The organism is Caenibacillus caldisaponilyticus, assembly GCF_002003465.1.
In the GTDB taxonomy this organism is placed as follows: Bacteria; Bacillota; Bacilli; order Bacillales; family Sporolactobacillaceae; genus Caenibacillus; species Caenibacillus caldisaponilyticus.
Genome location: NZ_BDDQ01000003.1, coordinates 94,947 through 108,565 on the forward strand (window position 1 = coordinate 94,947; position 13,619 = coordinate 108,565).

The 13,619-nt window shown below is 53.9% G+C and carries 15 protein-coding genes; 11 read left to right on the forward strand and 4 right to left on the reverse strand.

Annotated features, from left to right (window positions below; genetic code table 11):
• The first annotated feature begins 99 nt into the window (after positions 1–99).
• From CCB157_RS01455 to CCB157_RS01470, 4 genes are all read left to right on the forward strand, one after another.
• A complete protein-coding gene (locus CCB157_RS01455; RefSeq protein ID WP_077614151.1) occupies positions 100–1,008 on the forward strand; it encodes a LysR family transcriptional regulator in 909 nt (302 codons plus the stop codon).
• A gap of 107 nt (positions 1,009–1,115) precedes the next feature.
• Complete coding sequence (locus tag CCB157_RS01460) at positions 1,116–2,135, forward strand: NAD(P)H-dependent amine dehydrogenase family protein (protein ID WP_077614152.1); 1,020 nt, start codon at positions 1,116–1,118, stop codon at positions 2,133–2,135.
• 281 nt (positions 2,136–2,416) lie between these two features.
• Positions 2,417–2,830 carry a DUF1499 domain-containing protein gene (locus CCB157_RS01465; protein WP_158077164.1) on the forward strand — a complete coding sequence of 138 codons (414 nt, stop codon included), beginning with the start codon at positions 2,417–2,419 and terminating at the stop codon, positions 2,828–2,830.
• Positions 2,831–2,883: 53 nt separating this feature from the next.
• The gene (locus CCB157_RS01470) at positions 2,884–3,261 is read left to right on the forward strand and encodes a DUF423 domain-containing protein (protein WP_238594548.1); all 378 of its coding nucleotides are present in this window, start codon (positions 2,884–2,886) and stop codon (positions 3,259–3,261) included.
• A gap of 342 nt (positions 3,262–3,603) precedes the next feature.
• On the opposite strand, the gene gerQ is transcribed toward CCB157_RS01470, so the two are convergent.
• Together gerQ and hemQ are read right to left on the reverse strand one after the other, a co-directional pair.
• Positions 3,604–4,143 carry a spore coat protein GerQ gene (gene gerQ, locus CCB157_RS17915; protein ID WP_238594549.1) on the reverse strand — a complete coding sequence of 180 codons (540 nt, stop codon included), beginning with the start codon at positions 4,141–4,143 and terminating at the stop codon, positions 3,604–3,606.
• Positions 4,144–4,440: 297 nt separating this feature from the next.
• Complete coding sequence (gene hemQ / locus CCB157_RS01480; protein ID WP_077614155.1) at positions 4,441–5,193, reverse strand: hydrogen peroxide-dependent heme synthase; 753 nt, start codon at positions 5,191–5,193, stop codon at positions 4,441–4,443.
• A 192-nt stretch (positions 5,194–5,385) separates the two neighbouring features.
• Between hemQ and CCB157_RS01485 the strand changes: the two genes are divergently transcribed.
• Positions 5,386–5,676 carry a hypothetical protein gene (locus CCB157_RS01485; protein ID WP_077614156.1) on the forward strand — a complete coding sequence of 97 codons (291 nt, stop codon included), beginning with the start codon at positions 5,386–5,388 and terminating at the stop codon, positions 5,674–5,676.
• Positions 5,677–5,716: 40 nt separating this feature from the next.
• Here the strand turns inward: CCB157_RS01485 and scpC are convergent, their stop codons facing one another.
• Both scpC and CCB157_RS01495 read right to left on the reverse strand, forming a co-directional pair.
• Positions 5,717–7,240 carry a succinyl-CoA:acetate CoA-transferase ScpC gene (gene scpC / locus CCB157_RS01490; RefSeq protein ID WP_077614157.1) on the reverse strand — a complete coding sequence of 508 codons (1,524 nt, stop codon included), beginning with the start codon at positions 7,238–7,240 and terminating at the stop codon, positions 5,717–5,719.
• A gap of 247 nt (positions 7,241–7,487) precedes the next feature.
• A complete protein-coding gene (locus CCB157_RS01495) occupies positions 7,488–8,318 on the reverse strand; it encodes a lipoate--protein ligase family protein (protein ID WP_077614158.1) in 831 nt (276 codons plus the stop codon).
• Between the two features lie 350 nt (positions 8,319–8,668).
• On the opposite strand from CCB157_RS01495, the gene CCB157_RS01500 reads away from it, so the two are divergent.
• The 6 genes from CCB157_RS01500 to CCB157_RS01525 all read left to right on the forward strand — a co-directional run bounded on the left by CCB157_RS01500 (position 8,669) and on the right by CCB157_RS01525 (position 13,070).
• Positions 8,669–9,961 (forward strand): HD domain-containing protein, encoded by a 1,293-nt coding sequence (locus CCB157_RS01500; protein ID WP_077614159.1) that lies wholly within the window; start codon positions 8,669–8,671, stop codon positions 9,959–9,961.
• 15 nt (positions 9,962–9,976) lie between these two features.
• A complete protein-coding gene (locus tag CCB157_RS01505; protein WP_077614160.1) occupies positions 9,977–10,510 on the forward strand; it encodes a YwgA family protein in 534 nt (177 codons plus the stop codon).
• A 191-nt stretch (positions 10,511–10,701) separates the two neighbouring features.
• Positions 10,702–11,247: a GNAT family N-acetyltransferase gene (locus CCB157_RS01510; protein WP_077614161.1), complete on the forward strand. Its 546-nt coding sequence runs from the start codon at positions 10,702–10,704 to the stop codon at positions 11,245–11,247.
• A 114-nt stretch (positions 11,248–11,361) separates the two neighbouring features.
• A complete protein-coding gene (locus CCB157_RS01515) occupies positions 11,362–11,865 on the forward strand; it encodes a GNAT family N-acetyltransferase (RefSeq protein ID WP_077614162.1) in 504 nt (167 codons plus the stop codon).
• Between the two features lie 21 nt (positions 11,866–11,886).
• Complete coding sequence (locus CCB157_RS01520; RefSeq protein WP_077614163.1) at positions 11,887–12,393, forward strand: NUDIX hydrolase; 507 nt, start codon at positions 11,887–11,889, stop codon at positions 12,391–12,393.
• A gap of 164 nt (positions 12,394–12,557) precedes the next feature.
• Positions 12,558–13,070, forward strand: coding sequence for a YwhD family protein (locus CCB157_RS01525; protein ID WP_143286880.1), 513 nt, complete (start codon positions 12,558–12,560; stop codon positions 13,068–13,070).
• The last annotated feature ends 549 nt before the right edge of the window (positions 13,071–13,619 follow it).

Here is a 13,619-nt window from a genome sequence, read left to right on the forward strand (position 1 = left end):
TGTAAACGTCTCCTCTTCTTAAAATATTTAGGCATATTTGCGCGGGCATCTCTTATTTGTTATGAAAGATTTGATGTGTTCAGCGTATGAGGTGATCGGATGAATTTGCTCGCCTTACGATATTTTGTCGAAGTCGCCAAGAATTTAAACTTCACCGAGGCTTCCAAGAAGCTTCACGTTTCTCAGCCCGGGATCAGTCAGCAAATTCATATGCTTGAAGAACAACTGGGGATTAAGTTATTGCATCGAACGACCCGGAAAGTCGAATTGACGGAAGAGGGGAAGTACTTATTTGAGAAAGTCGTCCATTCTTTTGAGCAGATTGAACATACGATTTCAAATATCATGGATGCAACGAAGGCGCCCGGCGTTTTAAAGATTGCGACGATCCCGACGGCGGCCAGCTTGTTTTTGCCTAAAGTCATGAAGGCTTTGCATGAACAATTTCCCTCTATTGAATTTAGTATTTTGGAAACGAACTCGGCGATGGTGACTCAACTCATAAAAAATAAAGAATTTCATATCGGCTTCATTCGGACGGTGGGCGGCCGCCCTTCAACGAATCAAGATGGAATTGAATATTTAGAGCTGGAACGCTCAACCATCGGCGCGGTCGTTTCCGCCCATCATAAGCTTGCAGCGCGGAAAACCATATCTTTGCGCGAATTGAAAGAGGATATCTTTTTAAATTATGACTCCCATCATTCCGCGGCGCTTCACAAGCTGGTACAAACGGCCTGTCAAACGGCGGGGTTTACGCCTAAAACGATCGGCAGCGGTTTCGAACTGATGACGATTGCGAATATTGTAGCGGACAATCTCGGCGTCACCTTGATGCCCATGGATATGTTCAAATTGATTGATCCAAATAAAGGGGTTGTTTATTTGGAGCTGGAGGATACGCATTTAGAGATTTCGATTGCCGCAATTTGGGAGCAAAATCCGTATATGAGAAAACATGTAAAAGCGCTGATTCAGTTGCTGATGGCGTTAAAAGAGGATCGATAAAGCCGCGCGGATTTATATTTCTCCCTTATCAATATATAAGAAGGCCGTATTTCTCAATCCCGGCTCGATTTGTTAAGATTTGGGTGCTACTGGGAGGGGGAAATGAGATGACCGAATCACTGGAACGTTTAGGACTGGTTGTCTACGGACTTGGGCCAATCGGATTGGAAATTTTGAAAAAATGCGAGCAATATTTGCCGGGCAAGGTCATCGGAGCGGTTGATATTGATCCGAATAAAGTCGGCAAAGATATCGGGGAATTAATCGGAACCGAAAAACGCGGCATTCAAGTGGTTGCTTCTATTAAGGAAGTCCAACGGGCCGGCAGGCATCCTCTGATCGCCATTCACGCGACCGGTTCGAACTTGTCCGTCGTGTGGCCGCAAATCAAAGAATTGGTCGATTGTGGATTTTCCGTCGTGTCCACCTGTGAACAACTTTCGTATCCTTGGCACCGCTATCCGGAACTGGCGGAGGAAATGGACCGCTTTGCCAAGGAAAAAGGCGTCACGATCATCGGCTCAGGCGTGAACCCCGGATATGTCATGGATACGCTCGTCCTCAGCTTGACATCGGTTTTAAGCACGATCTCGTCGATACGGGTGTCACGCCGCGTGGATGTAAAGAAACGCCGCCTGCCTTTACAGAAAAAAGTTGGCATGGGCATGGCGGTCGATGAGTTCAATCGACTGGCCGCGGAAGGTAAAATCGGCCACGTTGGCCTTGAAGAATCGCTTCGCCTGATTGCTGCCGGTCTCCGTTTTGAGCTTGAAAAAGTCGAAAACTTTATCAGCCCGGTCGTGACGGATCAGCCGTTGACCTTGCCGCATTTTGATGTGAAAGCGGGAGAGGTCATTGGCTTGCATCAAATATCCAAGGCGGTTACAAAAGACGGCCGACGGATTGAACTTGATTTGGTCATGGCGGCTTCGGTCGATGATCCCGAAGACACCATCGAAATCGACGGCGACATGAAGCAAAAACTCGTGATTCCGGGCGGGGTTTTTGGCGATTCCGCGACGGCGTCCATTGTAATTAATACAGCGAAAATCGTTGCGCTCGACGGCAAACCCGGATTGCAGACGATGAAAGATATTCCCATCACGAGAAATATTCAATTATTATAAAACCGGTGTTATAACGGGCAATGGCAAGGCCACCCCAAGTCGGTTTCATCCGGCTGAGGGTGGCCTTTACGTGTCGGCAAGGGCGCTCCTTTTGACCCGGGCCGTCCGAAATCTTTATAATGAAAGTGTTTGATATGAATGAGGAGGCGGCGGGTTTTGGTCGCCGCTGGTTATAAAATTTTATTTCGGCTTTCATCTGCGCGTGAAGGATGACGGCATGCTTTTTTCAAGCGGCATCATCCATTTTTGCGGGGTGAAGGTCTTATATAAGGATGATGATCATGACGAAAAAGGCCGGTCCTGCTGGGCTTGTCAACGGCGGGTTGGCACCCTGCCCGAAAACGGCCAATTGCGTGTCGACGGAGCAAAAAAATCCGAACCGGCGCATGCCGCCGATCAATTATGAAGGGCTGACGCTGGAAGAAGCCAAAGCGACGCTTCTTTCCGTTTTGAAAACCTTGCCGAAGACCGAGGTGAAAATCGACGAGGGGCCCTATATTTATGCGGAAGCGAGGACGTATCTCTTCGAGTTTTACCACGACGTGGAGTTCTATTTTGACGAGGCGAAAAAAGTGATTCACTTTCGCTCCGCATCCCGCCTGGGCTTTTCCGACTTCGGCGCGAACAAAAGGCGCATGCAGGCCGTCGTCGCCCGCTTTTATCGCTTCGCCGATCGCCTGAAGGCGTCGAAGTAGCCCGGCATGCAACGATTTTGGCGCTGGAGTTTACCGCAAAGGAGGGGATGAGGGTGTTCAAACTTTTCGTCGCATTAGGGGCGGCCAACGCTTTTCTGTCCATCGCGCTCGGCGCGTTCGGGGCCCACGGTTTGAAGAACAAGCTGTCGGCGCACTATTTGGACATTTACCACACCGGGGTTCAGTATCACATGCTGCACGCCGTTGGCCTCATATTAATCGGCATTCTGGCGGGAAAACTTGCCGATGGCCAGAACGCTTTAATCGGCTGGGCGGGTTGGTTGATGTTTGCCGGCATAGTCTTGTTCTCCGGCAGCCTTTATCTATTAAGCGTGACGCGCATCGACGGGCTCGGTGCGATTACGCCGATCGGCGGTCTCTTGTTCCTCGCCTCTTGGCTGCTTGTGATCGTTGCCGTGCTCAAAGCGTAGCCGCCGTTCTGTATTCTTCTATTAATAAGTTGAACAGGTTATCGCCCGTATGGGTCGGTCAATCGACGAAACGACGCCCGGGGCTTTCTGGTGATGGGAGCCCCGGGCGTTCTTTATTGTCAAAACGATGTAAAAGCAGAGTGTGACGGTGAAAAGCCGCGCGTCTTCAGGCCGGCTTCAGCGATGCTTGGATCAGCTGGATTGAGCAACGGCCTTCTAAGCCGTCGGTCAGGGGTTCGAATCCCTTCTGGGACGCCATTTCGTCTTTTTACCGCCCTAACCCGTGCATGTCTTAGGAGCGATCGCCTCCGCGTGGGCATCGTTTCATCCGGCCGCCTTGCGTCAACGGTAAGGGTAAAAATAGTTGATCGGGCCCTGGAAGGTGACGTAATCCAAATAGACAAGCGGGAGCAAGTAGCGCGTGCCCGTCTTGTTGTCGTTGATGATGACGTGGTCGCGGCCGGCCGCTTCAATTTCGCCGCGAAACACCTTAGATTCGCCGCCGCCTTGGTGTTCAAACGTCATGTAGACCGTCGCGACCCTTTCACGATTCAGGCGCAAAATGTTCTCGATGTAAGACGTTTCCATGGTCGGCGGCAGGACTTGCTGCGGTGAAGTTGGCATCCCGCCCAGCGTCGGATAAAGAGGGCCGGCGGCCGGACCGGAATACGGTTGGGATGGCCCCGGAGCGTATTGGGGATAGTATGGCGGTGCATATGACGGCGGGCTTTGCGGGCCTTGGCCCGACGGCGGTTGCCCTTGCGGATTTTGCCCCTGGATCGGTTGGGGTTTGGGCGCCTGGCCCTGGGACGCCGGGGCTTGCGGCGCTTGTCCGTATGGCCAGTTTTGCGGATTGGGTCTGAAAGAATTTTCATTCGCCAATGGCGCTCACTCCTCACAAAAGGATATAAAACGGGTGCTATGCTTTTAAGAAAGAATCACGGTCAGCAGAAAGGAAGGGGGTGTGGCGGCGGGCGTCGGTCGATGACGCAAGCTCTACGATCATGTTTATGACGGATGGCGGGGAAATATGCTTCAAGAATCGGGGGTTTGGCAAGGGCGGGCGGGTTCGGCCGCCTGAGCGCCTGGGGGCGGTCGCTGGTCGCAGGCGTAAACGGTGCGGAAAAAGAGAGGGGCGACCGCAAGCGCCTGACTTCGCTCGGGTCGCCTCCATCTTTTTTAGTCCACGGCAAGCATTTTCGCAAATTTCTCTTTGGTTAAAAGCGGACCGACGAAAAATTCGCCGAATTCGCCGTATTTTGCGCTGACTTCATCGAAGCGCATTTCATAGACGAGTTTTTTGAACTGAAGGACGTCGTCGGAGAACAACGTCACTCCCCATTCCCAATCGTCGAACCCGATGGAACCGGTGATGATTTGTTTCACTTTGCCGGCGTAACGGCGGCCGGTCTCACCGTGGGTCTTCATGAGTTCGCGCCGTTCATCCATGGACAGCATGTACCAGTTTTCTCCGGGTGCGCGGCGCTTGTCCATCGGGTAAAAACAGATGTATTTCGTCCTCGGCAAAATCGGATAAAGGCGCGCTTTAATGCGCGGGTTTTCGTAAGGGTCCTCATCGGACTGGGAGCCGAGGTAGTTGCTCAATTCCACGACCGAGACGTAGGAATAGCTCGGTTGGGTAAAATCGGCGAGCCTTGTTTTGTTGAAGGCGGTTTCGATGTCGTTCAACTCATCCATTGTCGGGCGCAGCCACATGAGGAGAAAATCGGCTTTTTGCCCGACGATCGAATAAAACGCATAGCTGCCTGCCTTTGCCTTCATCGTTTCGTCCCATTTGTCGAGCAATCTTCCGAATTCATCCAATGCCTTCTGCCGCTCCGCACTCGGAAGCTGTTTCCACGCTGCCCAGTCGATGGTGCGAAAATCGTGTAAACAATACCAACCGTCCAACGTTTGAATGGCCTCGTTCATCGCATTCACTCCTCGAAATACGTGATCACTACGTTTATATTACCACGACGGCCGCCCATACAGCCCCATCCATAAGCCGACTGTCATAAATTCGTCCGATTTTGGGCGCCTTGGCCGATCCTTTTTTGCGACCGACGCGTTCCGCCGATTCCATCGCATAACTCCGGTTGGTTGGGAGGAGCCGGCCGGCTGATGACGAATAAAGAAGTAAGAAGGGATGGCCGCCATGTCATTGCGGTTAGCGCGAATGCACACGGCGGCTTCGGTTTTCGGGAACACCCGTTTTTTAAAAGCGCGGCGATTTGCATGGTGATATTCAGTCTCATCACCATTATGACTTTATGCTTTTTCGTCTTGGTTGCACTGTTCTTGTACAGGGGATTTCTCTTTTTTCGCGATCAGGCCGCGTTGCAACGCGAATGGCTGGAAAAATTGGATCGTCTGCTCGCACGAGTCGACCAGGAGGATACGTATAAAAAGTAGGCGTGCCGTCTTCGGCCGCCTTGTGTACGTTGAACCGTCCTCATTTTCCAGTAGTGATGGAATGTTCTTCCAACATGGAACCGGTCCGCGCATAGCGAATGTGCCAGGAAAGGGCTTTTTCGAGAAGATGCGGCGTCTGGCCGCCGCGCGCCAACGCCTCTTCGAAATAGTCGCGGAGCGGATCTTTATATAAAGGATGCGCGCAACGGTCGATGATGAGTCGCGCCCGTTCCCGCGGTGCCAGTCCGCGCAAATCGGCATAACCTTGTTCGGTGATCAGGACGTCGACGTCGTGCTCGGTATGGTCGACATGGGAGACGAACGGCACGATGGAGGAGATGCGGCCGTCTTTCGCGAGCGATTTCGTCACAAAAATAGAAAGCCGGGCATTGCGGGCGAAATCCCCCGAGCCGCCGATGCCGTTCATCATGTTTGTGCCCAGGACGTGCGTGGAATTGACGTTCCCGTAAATGTCGGCTTCCAAAGCGGTGTTGATGGCGATCACGCCCAACCGCCGGATGATTTCCGGGTGGTTGGAAATCTCTTGCGGCCGAAGGACGAGACGGTTGCGGTAGCGCTCGAAATGGGTGAACACCTCTTGCATCCGCGCCTTCGAAAGCGTGATCGAACAGCCTGAAGCGAAGTCCGCCTTGCCGCTGTCCAGCAGGTCAAAAACGGCGTCTTGGAGCACTTCGGAATAGAATTCTAAGTGAGAGAAGGGTGACGCCAGCAATCCGCCGAGCACGGCGTTGGCGATCGTGCCGATTCCCGATTGAATGGGCGCAAGGTTTTCCGGAAGCCGCTTCGCTTTCACCTCTTGTTCTAGAAAGTCGAGGAGATGCCCGGCGATGCGCGCGGTCTCGTCATCCGGTTGCGAAATGGTGGACGGTGAGTCGAGCGTTTCAGTGATGACGATCCCCCGTATTTTCTTCACATCCACCGGTATCGCGGCCGTGCCGAAACGGTCGCGCGGCGACTGGATCGGCAATGGCGCCCGCGCGCCGTAAGGGCCGACGGAGCCGATGTCGTGAATGCCTTCGAGGATGAGCGGTTGGGCGATGTTCAATTCAATGATAATGTGCTTCGCCATTTCGACGAAGATGGGCGTGTTGCCGACGGAGGTCGTTGGGACGATCGCGCCGTCCTCGGTGATGGCGCATGCCTCCACGATGGCGAAGTCGATGGCGCCGAGCACGCCGGTGCGGACGTCTTCGGCGGTATGGGATAAGTGCTGATCGATATATAAAAGTTCGCCGCGGTTGATTTTCTCCCTCATCGTGCGATCGGCCTGAAAAGGTAATCGCCTTTTAACCGCCCCGTTTTCCGCTAGGACTTTATCGACGTCCGAACCGAGCGATGCCCCGGTATAGAGGTTCACCTTTAATGGGGATTGTTTGGCCCGTTCGGCGAGAGCGAGGGGAACGGCTTTGGCGTCGCCGGCCCGGGTAAAACCGCTCAGGCCCAACGTCATGCCGTCTTCGATCCACGAAGCCGCTTCCTCCGCCGTGACGATGAGAGGGTGCAGGCGCCGGTCGCGCACCCGTTCTTTAATGATAGGGTCCATGTGCAGTCCTCCTTTGAAAGCGCACTGGGCTGCTGGATCTTTTCAATGATAGGACTATTTATCCCCATTTTTATTGAATTGTAGTGATGGCCGCTGTGCGTTTGATCACGGGGAGGCCGCTTTCCGGCGCCGAGCGCGGCCTTTTCGCGGATGCGATCTTTCCGATGTGCCGGGGAATGACGAAGCGATTCCGGAGAAATGCACGAATGCCCATGTCTGCGGCGGCGGTGAGCCGGAAGGATGGCGGTCATTCGGCGAGCGGACCGAGCAGTTTTTGATTGCGCTCGAGCATGCGCGCGTAATCCCGTTCATATCGCTCGGTTTCGGCGGCGGTCAACGCCCCGTCTTCAACGGTCGCGTTTTCCGAGAGCGCACGGCGAAGGGCGGCGGTCAATGACGAGATCGTGAGGGCGCGGCTGGCCAATTCTTCAAGAGAGGCCATCACTTCAGGACGGACATCGGGGCAGCGATGGGCGGAAAGATCGCCTCCCGACGCGATCATGTAAAAGGCGCGGATGAGCTCGGCCCGCTCGGCGCCGGAACCGGTGACGCACAAGTAAATTTGTACGGCCACGCCGTTGCGCAGCCGGCGTTGAGCGATGCCGGCGAATTTTTTGCCGCCGACGCTCAGATCATAACGGCCCGGGCAATACGATCCGACGATCTCCTTGGCTTCAATGTTTAAGCGGTAATCGGCAAGCGTGCGGCGGACGAGTTCGACCATCGCTTCAAAGGCGTCATCGATCGACAACCTCTGTTTGTCCGGGAGGATGAGCGACAGGTTGAGCACCCCTTCGTCAAGCACGACGGCGAGGCCGCCGGAATTCCGCACGATGTATCGATAACCGCGGTTTTTTATCCACTTTAGCCCTTCATCCAAGTGGGGGAGGCGGGTGTCCTGAATGCCGAGGGACACGGTCGGCCGATGCACCCAAGCGCGGACGACGGCGGGCGAATCGCCGGTTCCCACCGATTGGCAAAGCGTATCATCAATTGCGAATGAGTGTTTGGGATCAAATGAGGCCCGCGGCGCGGTTTGGTCGAAGAAACGCCAACGGTCAATGAGATGTAAAAGCATCGTGTCACCTTCGCTTGTTCGGTTTCAAATCGAATCGCGCATCAGAGCAAGGCAAACTGCCGCTTGCGCTGGAACGGTTGTCAGCCGTCTTCTTTTAGCCGTGAAATCCGTCCGGTTACGGCGCACGGTTGGACGGCGGTTTTTCCGATTGCCGCTGTTATTGTATCACACTTGTTTTTTCATCATGAAAATTGAACGCGGAGGAGAAAAAGGTTGATGCGGCGCCATGAGAGGCGGATTTCCCCGCTGCAGGCGAACCCAAGCGCCGGTTCCGGGATTTCCGATGAAGTTATTTAAAACCGGAAGCGAAATCGCTATAATGAAAAACAAGATTAGACAGGATGTGAGGCATGTTGACGCGGCGGTTTGAAGAGCTTGATGAGGAAAAAGTGTTCAAAGATCCGGTCCATCGCTATGTGCACGTGCGCGATCGCTTGATTTGGGATTTGATCGGCACGAAGGAATTTCAGCGGTTGCGCCGCATCCGCCAGCTCGGCACGACGTTTTTGACGTTTCACGGCGCCGAACACAGCCGCTTCAGCCATTCTCTCGGCGTTTACGAGATCATGCGGCGAATCATCGAGGAATTGAAAAACTATGTCCATTGGGATGAAGAAGAACGGCTGCTTGCGCTCGCGGCGGCGCTTTTGCACGACGTCGGGCACGGGCCGTTTTCCCATTCGTTTGAAAAAGTGTTCGGGACGGATCACGAGCAGTTCACGCGGGACATCATTTTGGGCGATACGGAAGTTCATGCCGTGCTCGAGCGGATGGGGGCGCATTTTCCGGAAAAGGTCGCGGACGTCATCGCCAAAACCTATGAAAACAAATTGATCGTCAGCCTCATCTCAAGCCAGATCGATGCCGACCGCATGGACTATTTGTTGCGCGATGCCTATTTTACCGGGGTGAGCTACGGGCATTTCGACCTTGAGCGGATTTGGCGGGTGATGCGGCCCAGGGACGACCAAGTCGTCTTCAAGCGCAGCGGCATGCACGCCGTCGAAGATTACATCATGAGCCGTTATCAAATGTACTGGCAGGTCTATTTTCACCCCGTGACGCGGAGCGCGGAAGTCATCCTCCGCAAGATTTTGCACCGGGCGAAAAAGCTATTCGAAACCGGTTATCGCTTTAAACACGAACCGGGCCTGCTTTCGCCGCTGTTCCGGGATAACATCGGGCTCGCCGATTACCTCCGCCTCGATGAAGCCGTCATCCTCTATTATTTTGAAGTATGGCAGGACGAACCGGACCCGATCCTCGCCGACCTCTGCTCGCGTTTCGTCAATCGCCGGCTTTTTAAGTACGTGGAATTCAGCCCGACGAATCTCGAACGGTATACGGAATTGCGCGAGGCTTTTACGGAGGCGGGGATCGATCCGGATTATTATCTCGTCGTCGATTCTTCATCGGATTTGCCATATGATTTTTACCGGCCCGGAGAAGAAGGCGAACGTTTGCCGATTCACCTTTTAATGCCGGACGGAAGCCTGCGCGAACTGTCGCGTGAATCCGATGTCGTCGAAGCGATATCGGGCAAGAAGCGCACCGACCATAAACTCTACTATCCCGCCGATTTCATCGACGATCTCAGCGACCGCCGGGCGGCGAAGTTAAGGATTAAAGAGTTGTTGAAATGACGAGGGGGAATCAGCATGTTGGAAGAGCACGCCAAACTGCTCGGCCTCATCCGGCACGCGGGCGAAATCGTTGGCAGAAAAAAGCTGCAAAAGATGATATACATATTGAAAAAATTGAATTACCCGTTCCAAGAAAAATTCCAATTTCATTTTTACGGCCCCTATTCGGAAGAATTGACGCTGAAGATTGAAGAGCTTTGCAATTTGAATTTGATGGACGAGCTCAAAGAAGAAAAGGGTGGCTATCATCAGTACCGCTATACCTTAACCGAACAGGGCGAGCGGTTTTTGAGCCACTATGAGATCGACATGCCGGGCATCGACGCGCTGGTGCAAACGTTGAACGACCAAAACGCCCGGTTTCTCGAACTCGTCTCCACGGTTTTGTATTTTAATAATTTGCCGAAAGAAGCCGTCATCGAAAAAGTGAAGGTCGTCAAACAAAAGCAGCATTACAGCGACGAGGAGATCGACGAAGCGTTTCGGTTCATCGCTTCTTTACAAAAGGCTGCGGCGGAGACGGGCGCGTCTTCCCATTTTCACCTATAAGGTGGACCCGCTCATGTTCGGAGCGCTCCTTGTTCTGAAGACATCTCGGACCGGGTTGAAGCAGAGGTATCCTCAGTTAAGGGGCGCAACTTCCAAGGTTGTGGGCGGTTCCGCCCTATGAAGCGAGAAAGGCGGCGCTTCGAGCGGCGATGCGTCCGCTTATTATTTGTAACCGGCGGGGGGAATGGATGATGTTCAGCTATAAAGTCGATGAGGAAATCGTATTGAGGTTGTTGGAACAGGCGGACGCGGCGCCTTTCTTCGCCGTTGTCGACCGCAACCGCGCCCATTTGCGCGAATGGTTGCCGTGGGTCGATAACATGAACAAGCCCGAAGATTATCAGCCGGTTTTGGCGGCGTGGCGCAAACAATTCGCCGAAGAAAACGGATTTCAAGCCGGAATCTTTTACAAAGGGAAGATTGCCGGCATGATCGGTTTTCACGGCATCGACCGCGCCAACCGCTCCACGGAGATCGGCTACTGGCTTGCCAAAGAGTATGAAGGCCGCGGTATCATGACGCGCGCTTGCCGGGCTTTAATCGATTACGCTTTTCATCATCTCGATCTCCATCGGGTCGTCATTCGCTGCGCGACGGAAAACCGCAAAAGCCGGGCCGTGCCGGAACGGCTCGGTTTTGTTCACGAAGGCACGCTGCGCGATGCGCAATGGCTTTACGATCATTTTGTGGATGTCGAAATCTACAGCTTGTTGAAGACCGATGCTTCAAAAAGTTGAGCGTTAAAAACGAAGCATTCGTCCTGCGGGCGTTTGGAGGGGTGCTGGGTTCATCAGGCGCTTGCCATGTGGACGGAGCGACAACCGCGGTAAAGGATAAAGGGGAGGCTCGGCTTGATCGAGATCGTCATCAAGCTCGTTCCATTCGAAGAAAAAGAAGTGCTGCGCCACCTGATGCAATTTTATCTTTACGATTTCAGCGAATTTGCGGGTTTTGACGTCAATCGCCACGGCCGTTACGAATACAAATTTTTCGATCACTACTGGACGGAAGCCGGCCGTTTTCCTTATTTCATCATGGTCGACCAACAGTACGCTGGCTTCGCGCTCGTAAACCGGCACGGCGTTTTGTTGGTGGAAGGACATTCCATCGCCGAGTTTTTCGTCATGCGCAAATACCGGCGGAGAGGGATCGGCGAAGCGGCGGCCCGGCACGTCTTTGCCCAGCATCGCGGCGATTGGGAAGTGCGGGTCGCGGAAAGCAATGGCGGAGCCCGAGCCTTTTGGCGGCAGGTCATCAGCGGTTACACAAAGGGCCGGTTTGATGAAAGAGCGATGAGGGGCGATTCGTGGCGCGGCACGATTTTTCTTTTCAACAATGAAGACGAAGCCGGGTGAATCACGGAAAGGCGGTTCGCGATGTTGAAATATACGATTTGTTTTATCAAACGCGGGAAGGACATCCTGATGCTCAACCGCAACACCGCGCCGCAGATGGGCGTGTGGAACGGCGTCGGCGGCAAGCTGGAAGCGGGGGAAACACCCGAGGATGGCGTGATCAGGGAAATTCGCGAAGAAACCGGCATCCCGCTGCGGAAAGTCGAGTTCAAAGGGATCGTCACGTGGAACCGGGGCAACGGGTCGGGAATGTATGCCTTTGTCGCCGCCCTGCCCGACGATTATGATTACGCGACGCCTAGAGTGACCGATGAAGGCATCCTCGAATGGAAAGCGTTGGATTGGATTATCCATCCGGATAACCTCGGCGTGGCGGCCCACGTCAAACGTTTCCTGCCGATGATGCTCAACGAATCGGGAATTTATGAATACCGTTGCTTTTTTGAGGCGGACGGCCGGCTCGTCGCCTGTCATCGGGTTCCGCTCGAGAACGTCGCCAATCCTCTACCGTTGGGCGAACGGTCTTAAAGGGCGAATGGGCGGTGCCGATATGGTCCATTCTTAGTGTATAAACGACCGTCAGCAAACGGGCGGCTTGATCATTCCTCAAGGCAGAGCGGATATGATAAACTTAAAGCAGGTGGATTGGAACGATAGCCGCAATGGGCATGGTTCACAAGGAGGAACGATGCATGAAGGATATTTTTGAACAGAAGAACCCGGGCTTTAATATATTGGGCGGCGACTCGACATCGGGTCACGGCGGTTTCGGCGTCGGGACGATCAATTTGGACAACATCTCGCCGATTATCATTGATCCGCAGGAGAAAACGGCCACGGTGGACTTTGGCGCCCTCCATGCGCGCAGCCAGGTCGAGCGGCGCATCCGGTTTACGACCAACCGTGAAGATTCAGCCGGGGGCAAGCTGTATTGGCTCGTCTGGCTCATGACGGAGCGCGGCAAAGACGGCCCGTATTATGCCGGCGCCGGCGCCGCGGAAATGGTGATCAACCGCGAGAAAAAGCGCGGCTATAAAATCTTGGCCGATCACGTCAATAAGATGGATAAGGCGCTGAAGGGGAAAGTCGTCCTCGATGAAATGGACGTCGAGTCGAAAAAAATCTTGCGCGACTTTCTCATCAATCACGACAAAGGCATGTGGGAGCGCGCCAACGAAGAACTGAAAAAACAATTGGACGTTTGAAGCCAAGCCCCTGAATGAAAAATATGACACTTTCTTGAACATTTAGTGAAAACCTTGTGTCCATCTCGTTCTGACCGTAAACTGAAGATAGCGCGCATATTACAGGACAAACAAAAGCCGTGAGCCCGGGCTCGCGGCTTTTGTTTGTCGGAGGGCGCCGGGCTTGCCGTTCGGGTTTCGCTCGGCAGTTAGGTGCCCGTTCGCCGAGAAAGCGATAAAAAGATCGCCGCTTGCCTGCTCGGACGCCAATGAAGGCGGCCCATGCGCGGATTCCCCCGATCCGCGGGCAGCCCAAGCGTCCGAGTCCGAGCCTTGCTTTCATGCTTTGATGAAAGACGACCATTTGGCGTCCATTCGCGCCGCGTACCGTTTTGGCATCGCTTTCTTTTCAGCCCCGCCTCTATTTTCGCTTGGCTTCATACCCGCCGGGCTTTCCGGCCTTTTCTTTCCTCATCCCCGCGGTTCCGCGTAAAAATCGTTGCGGTCCCCACGTTCAAGTGTAAAACAAAACGGCTCGGGTATGCGTTAAGCCGCACCCGAGCCCCGTTT

Excerpts from the sequence above, each read along its gene's own strand:
- CCB157_RS01500 (WP_077614159.1), top strand. The coding sequence starts at position 8,669 with ATGTTGACGCGGCGGTTTGAAGAGCTTGATGAGGAAAAAGTGTTCAAA.
- CCB157_RS01465 (WP_158077164.1), top strand. The coding sequence starts at position 2,417 with ATGACGAAAAAGGCCGGTCCTGCTGGGCTTGTCAACGGCGGGTTGGCA.
- scpC (WP_077614157.1), bottom strand. The coding sequence starts at position 7,240 with ATGGACCCTATCATTAAAGAACGGGTGCGCGACCGGCGCCTGCACCCT.
- CCB157_RS01485 (WP_077614156.1), top strand. The coding sequence starts at position 5,386 with ATGACGAATAAAGAAGTAAGAAGGGATGGCCGCCATGTCATTGCGGTT.
- CCB157_RS01495 (WP_077614158.1), bottom strand. The coding sequence starts at position 8,318 with ATGCTTTTACATCTCATTGACCGTTGGCGTTTCTTCGACCAAACCGCG.
- CCB157_RS01505 (WP_077614160.1), top strand. The coding sequence starts at position 9,977 with ATGTTGGAAGAGCACGCCAAACTGCTCGGCCTCATCCGGCACGCGGGC.
- CCB157_RS01455 (WP_077614151.1), top strand. The coding sequence starts at position 100 with ATGAATTTGCTCGCCTTACGATATTTTGTCGAAGTCGCCAAGAATTTA.
- CCB157_RS01520 (WP_077614163.1), top strand. The coding sequence starts at position 11,887 with ATGTTGAAATATACGATTTGTTTTATCAAACGCGGGAAGGACATCCTG.
- CCB157_RS01525 (WP_143286880.1), top strand. The coding sequence starts at position 12,558 with ATGAAGGATATTTTTGAACAGAAGAACCCGGGCTTTAATATATTGGGC.
- CCB157_RS01510 (WP_077614161.1), top strand. The coding sequence starts at position 10,702 with ATGTTCAGCTATAAAGTCGATGAGGAAATCGTATTGAGGTTGTTGGAA.
- CCB157_RS01460 (WP_077614152.1), top strand. The coding sequence starts at position 1,116 with ATGACCGAATCACTGGAACGTTTAGGACTGGTTGTCTACGGACTTGGG.
- hemQ (WP_077614155.1), bottom strand. The coding sequence starts at position 5,193 with ATGAACGAGGCCATTCAAACGTTGGACGGTTGGTATTGTTTACACGAT.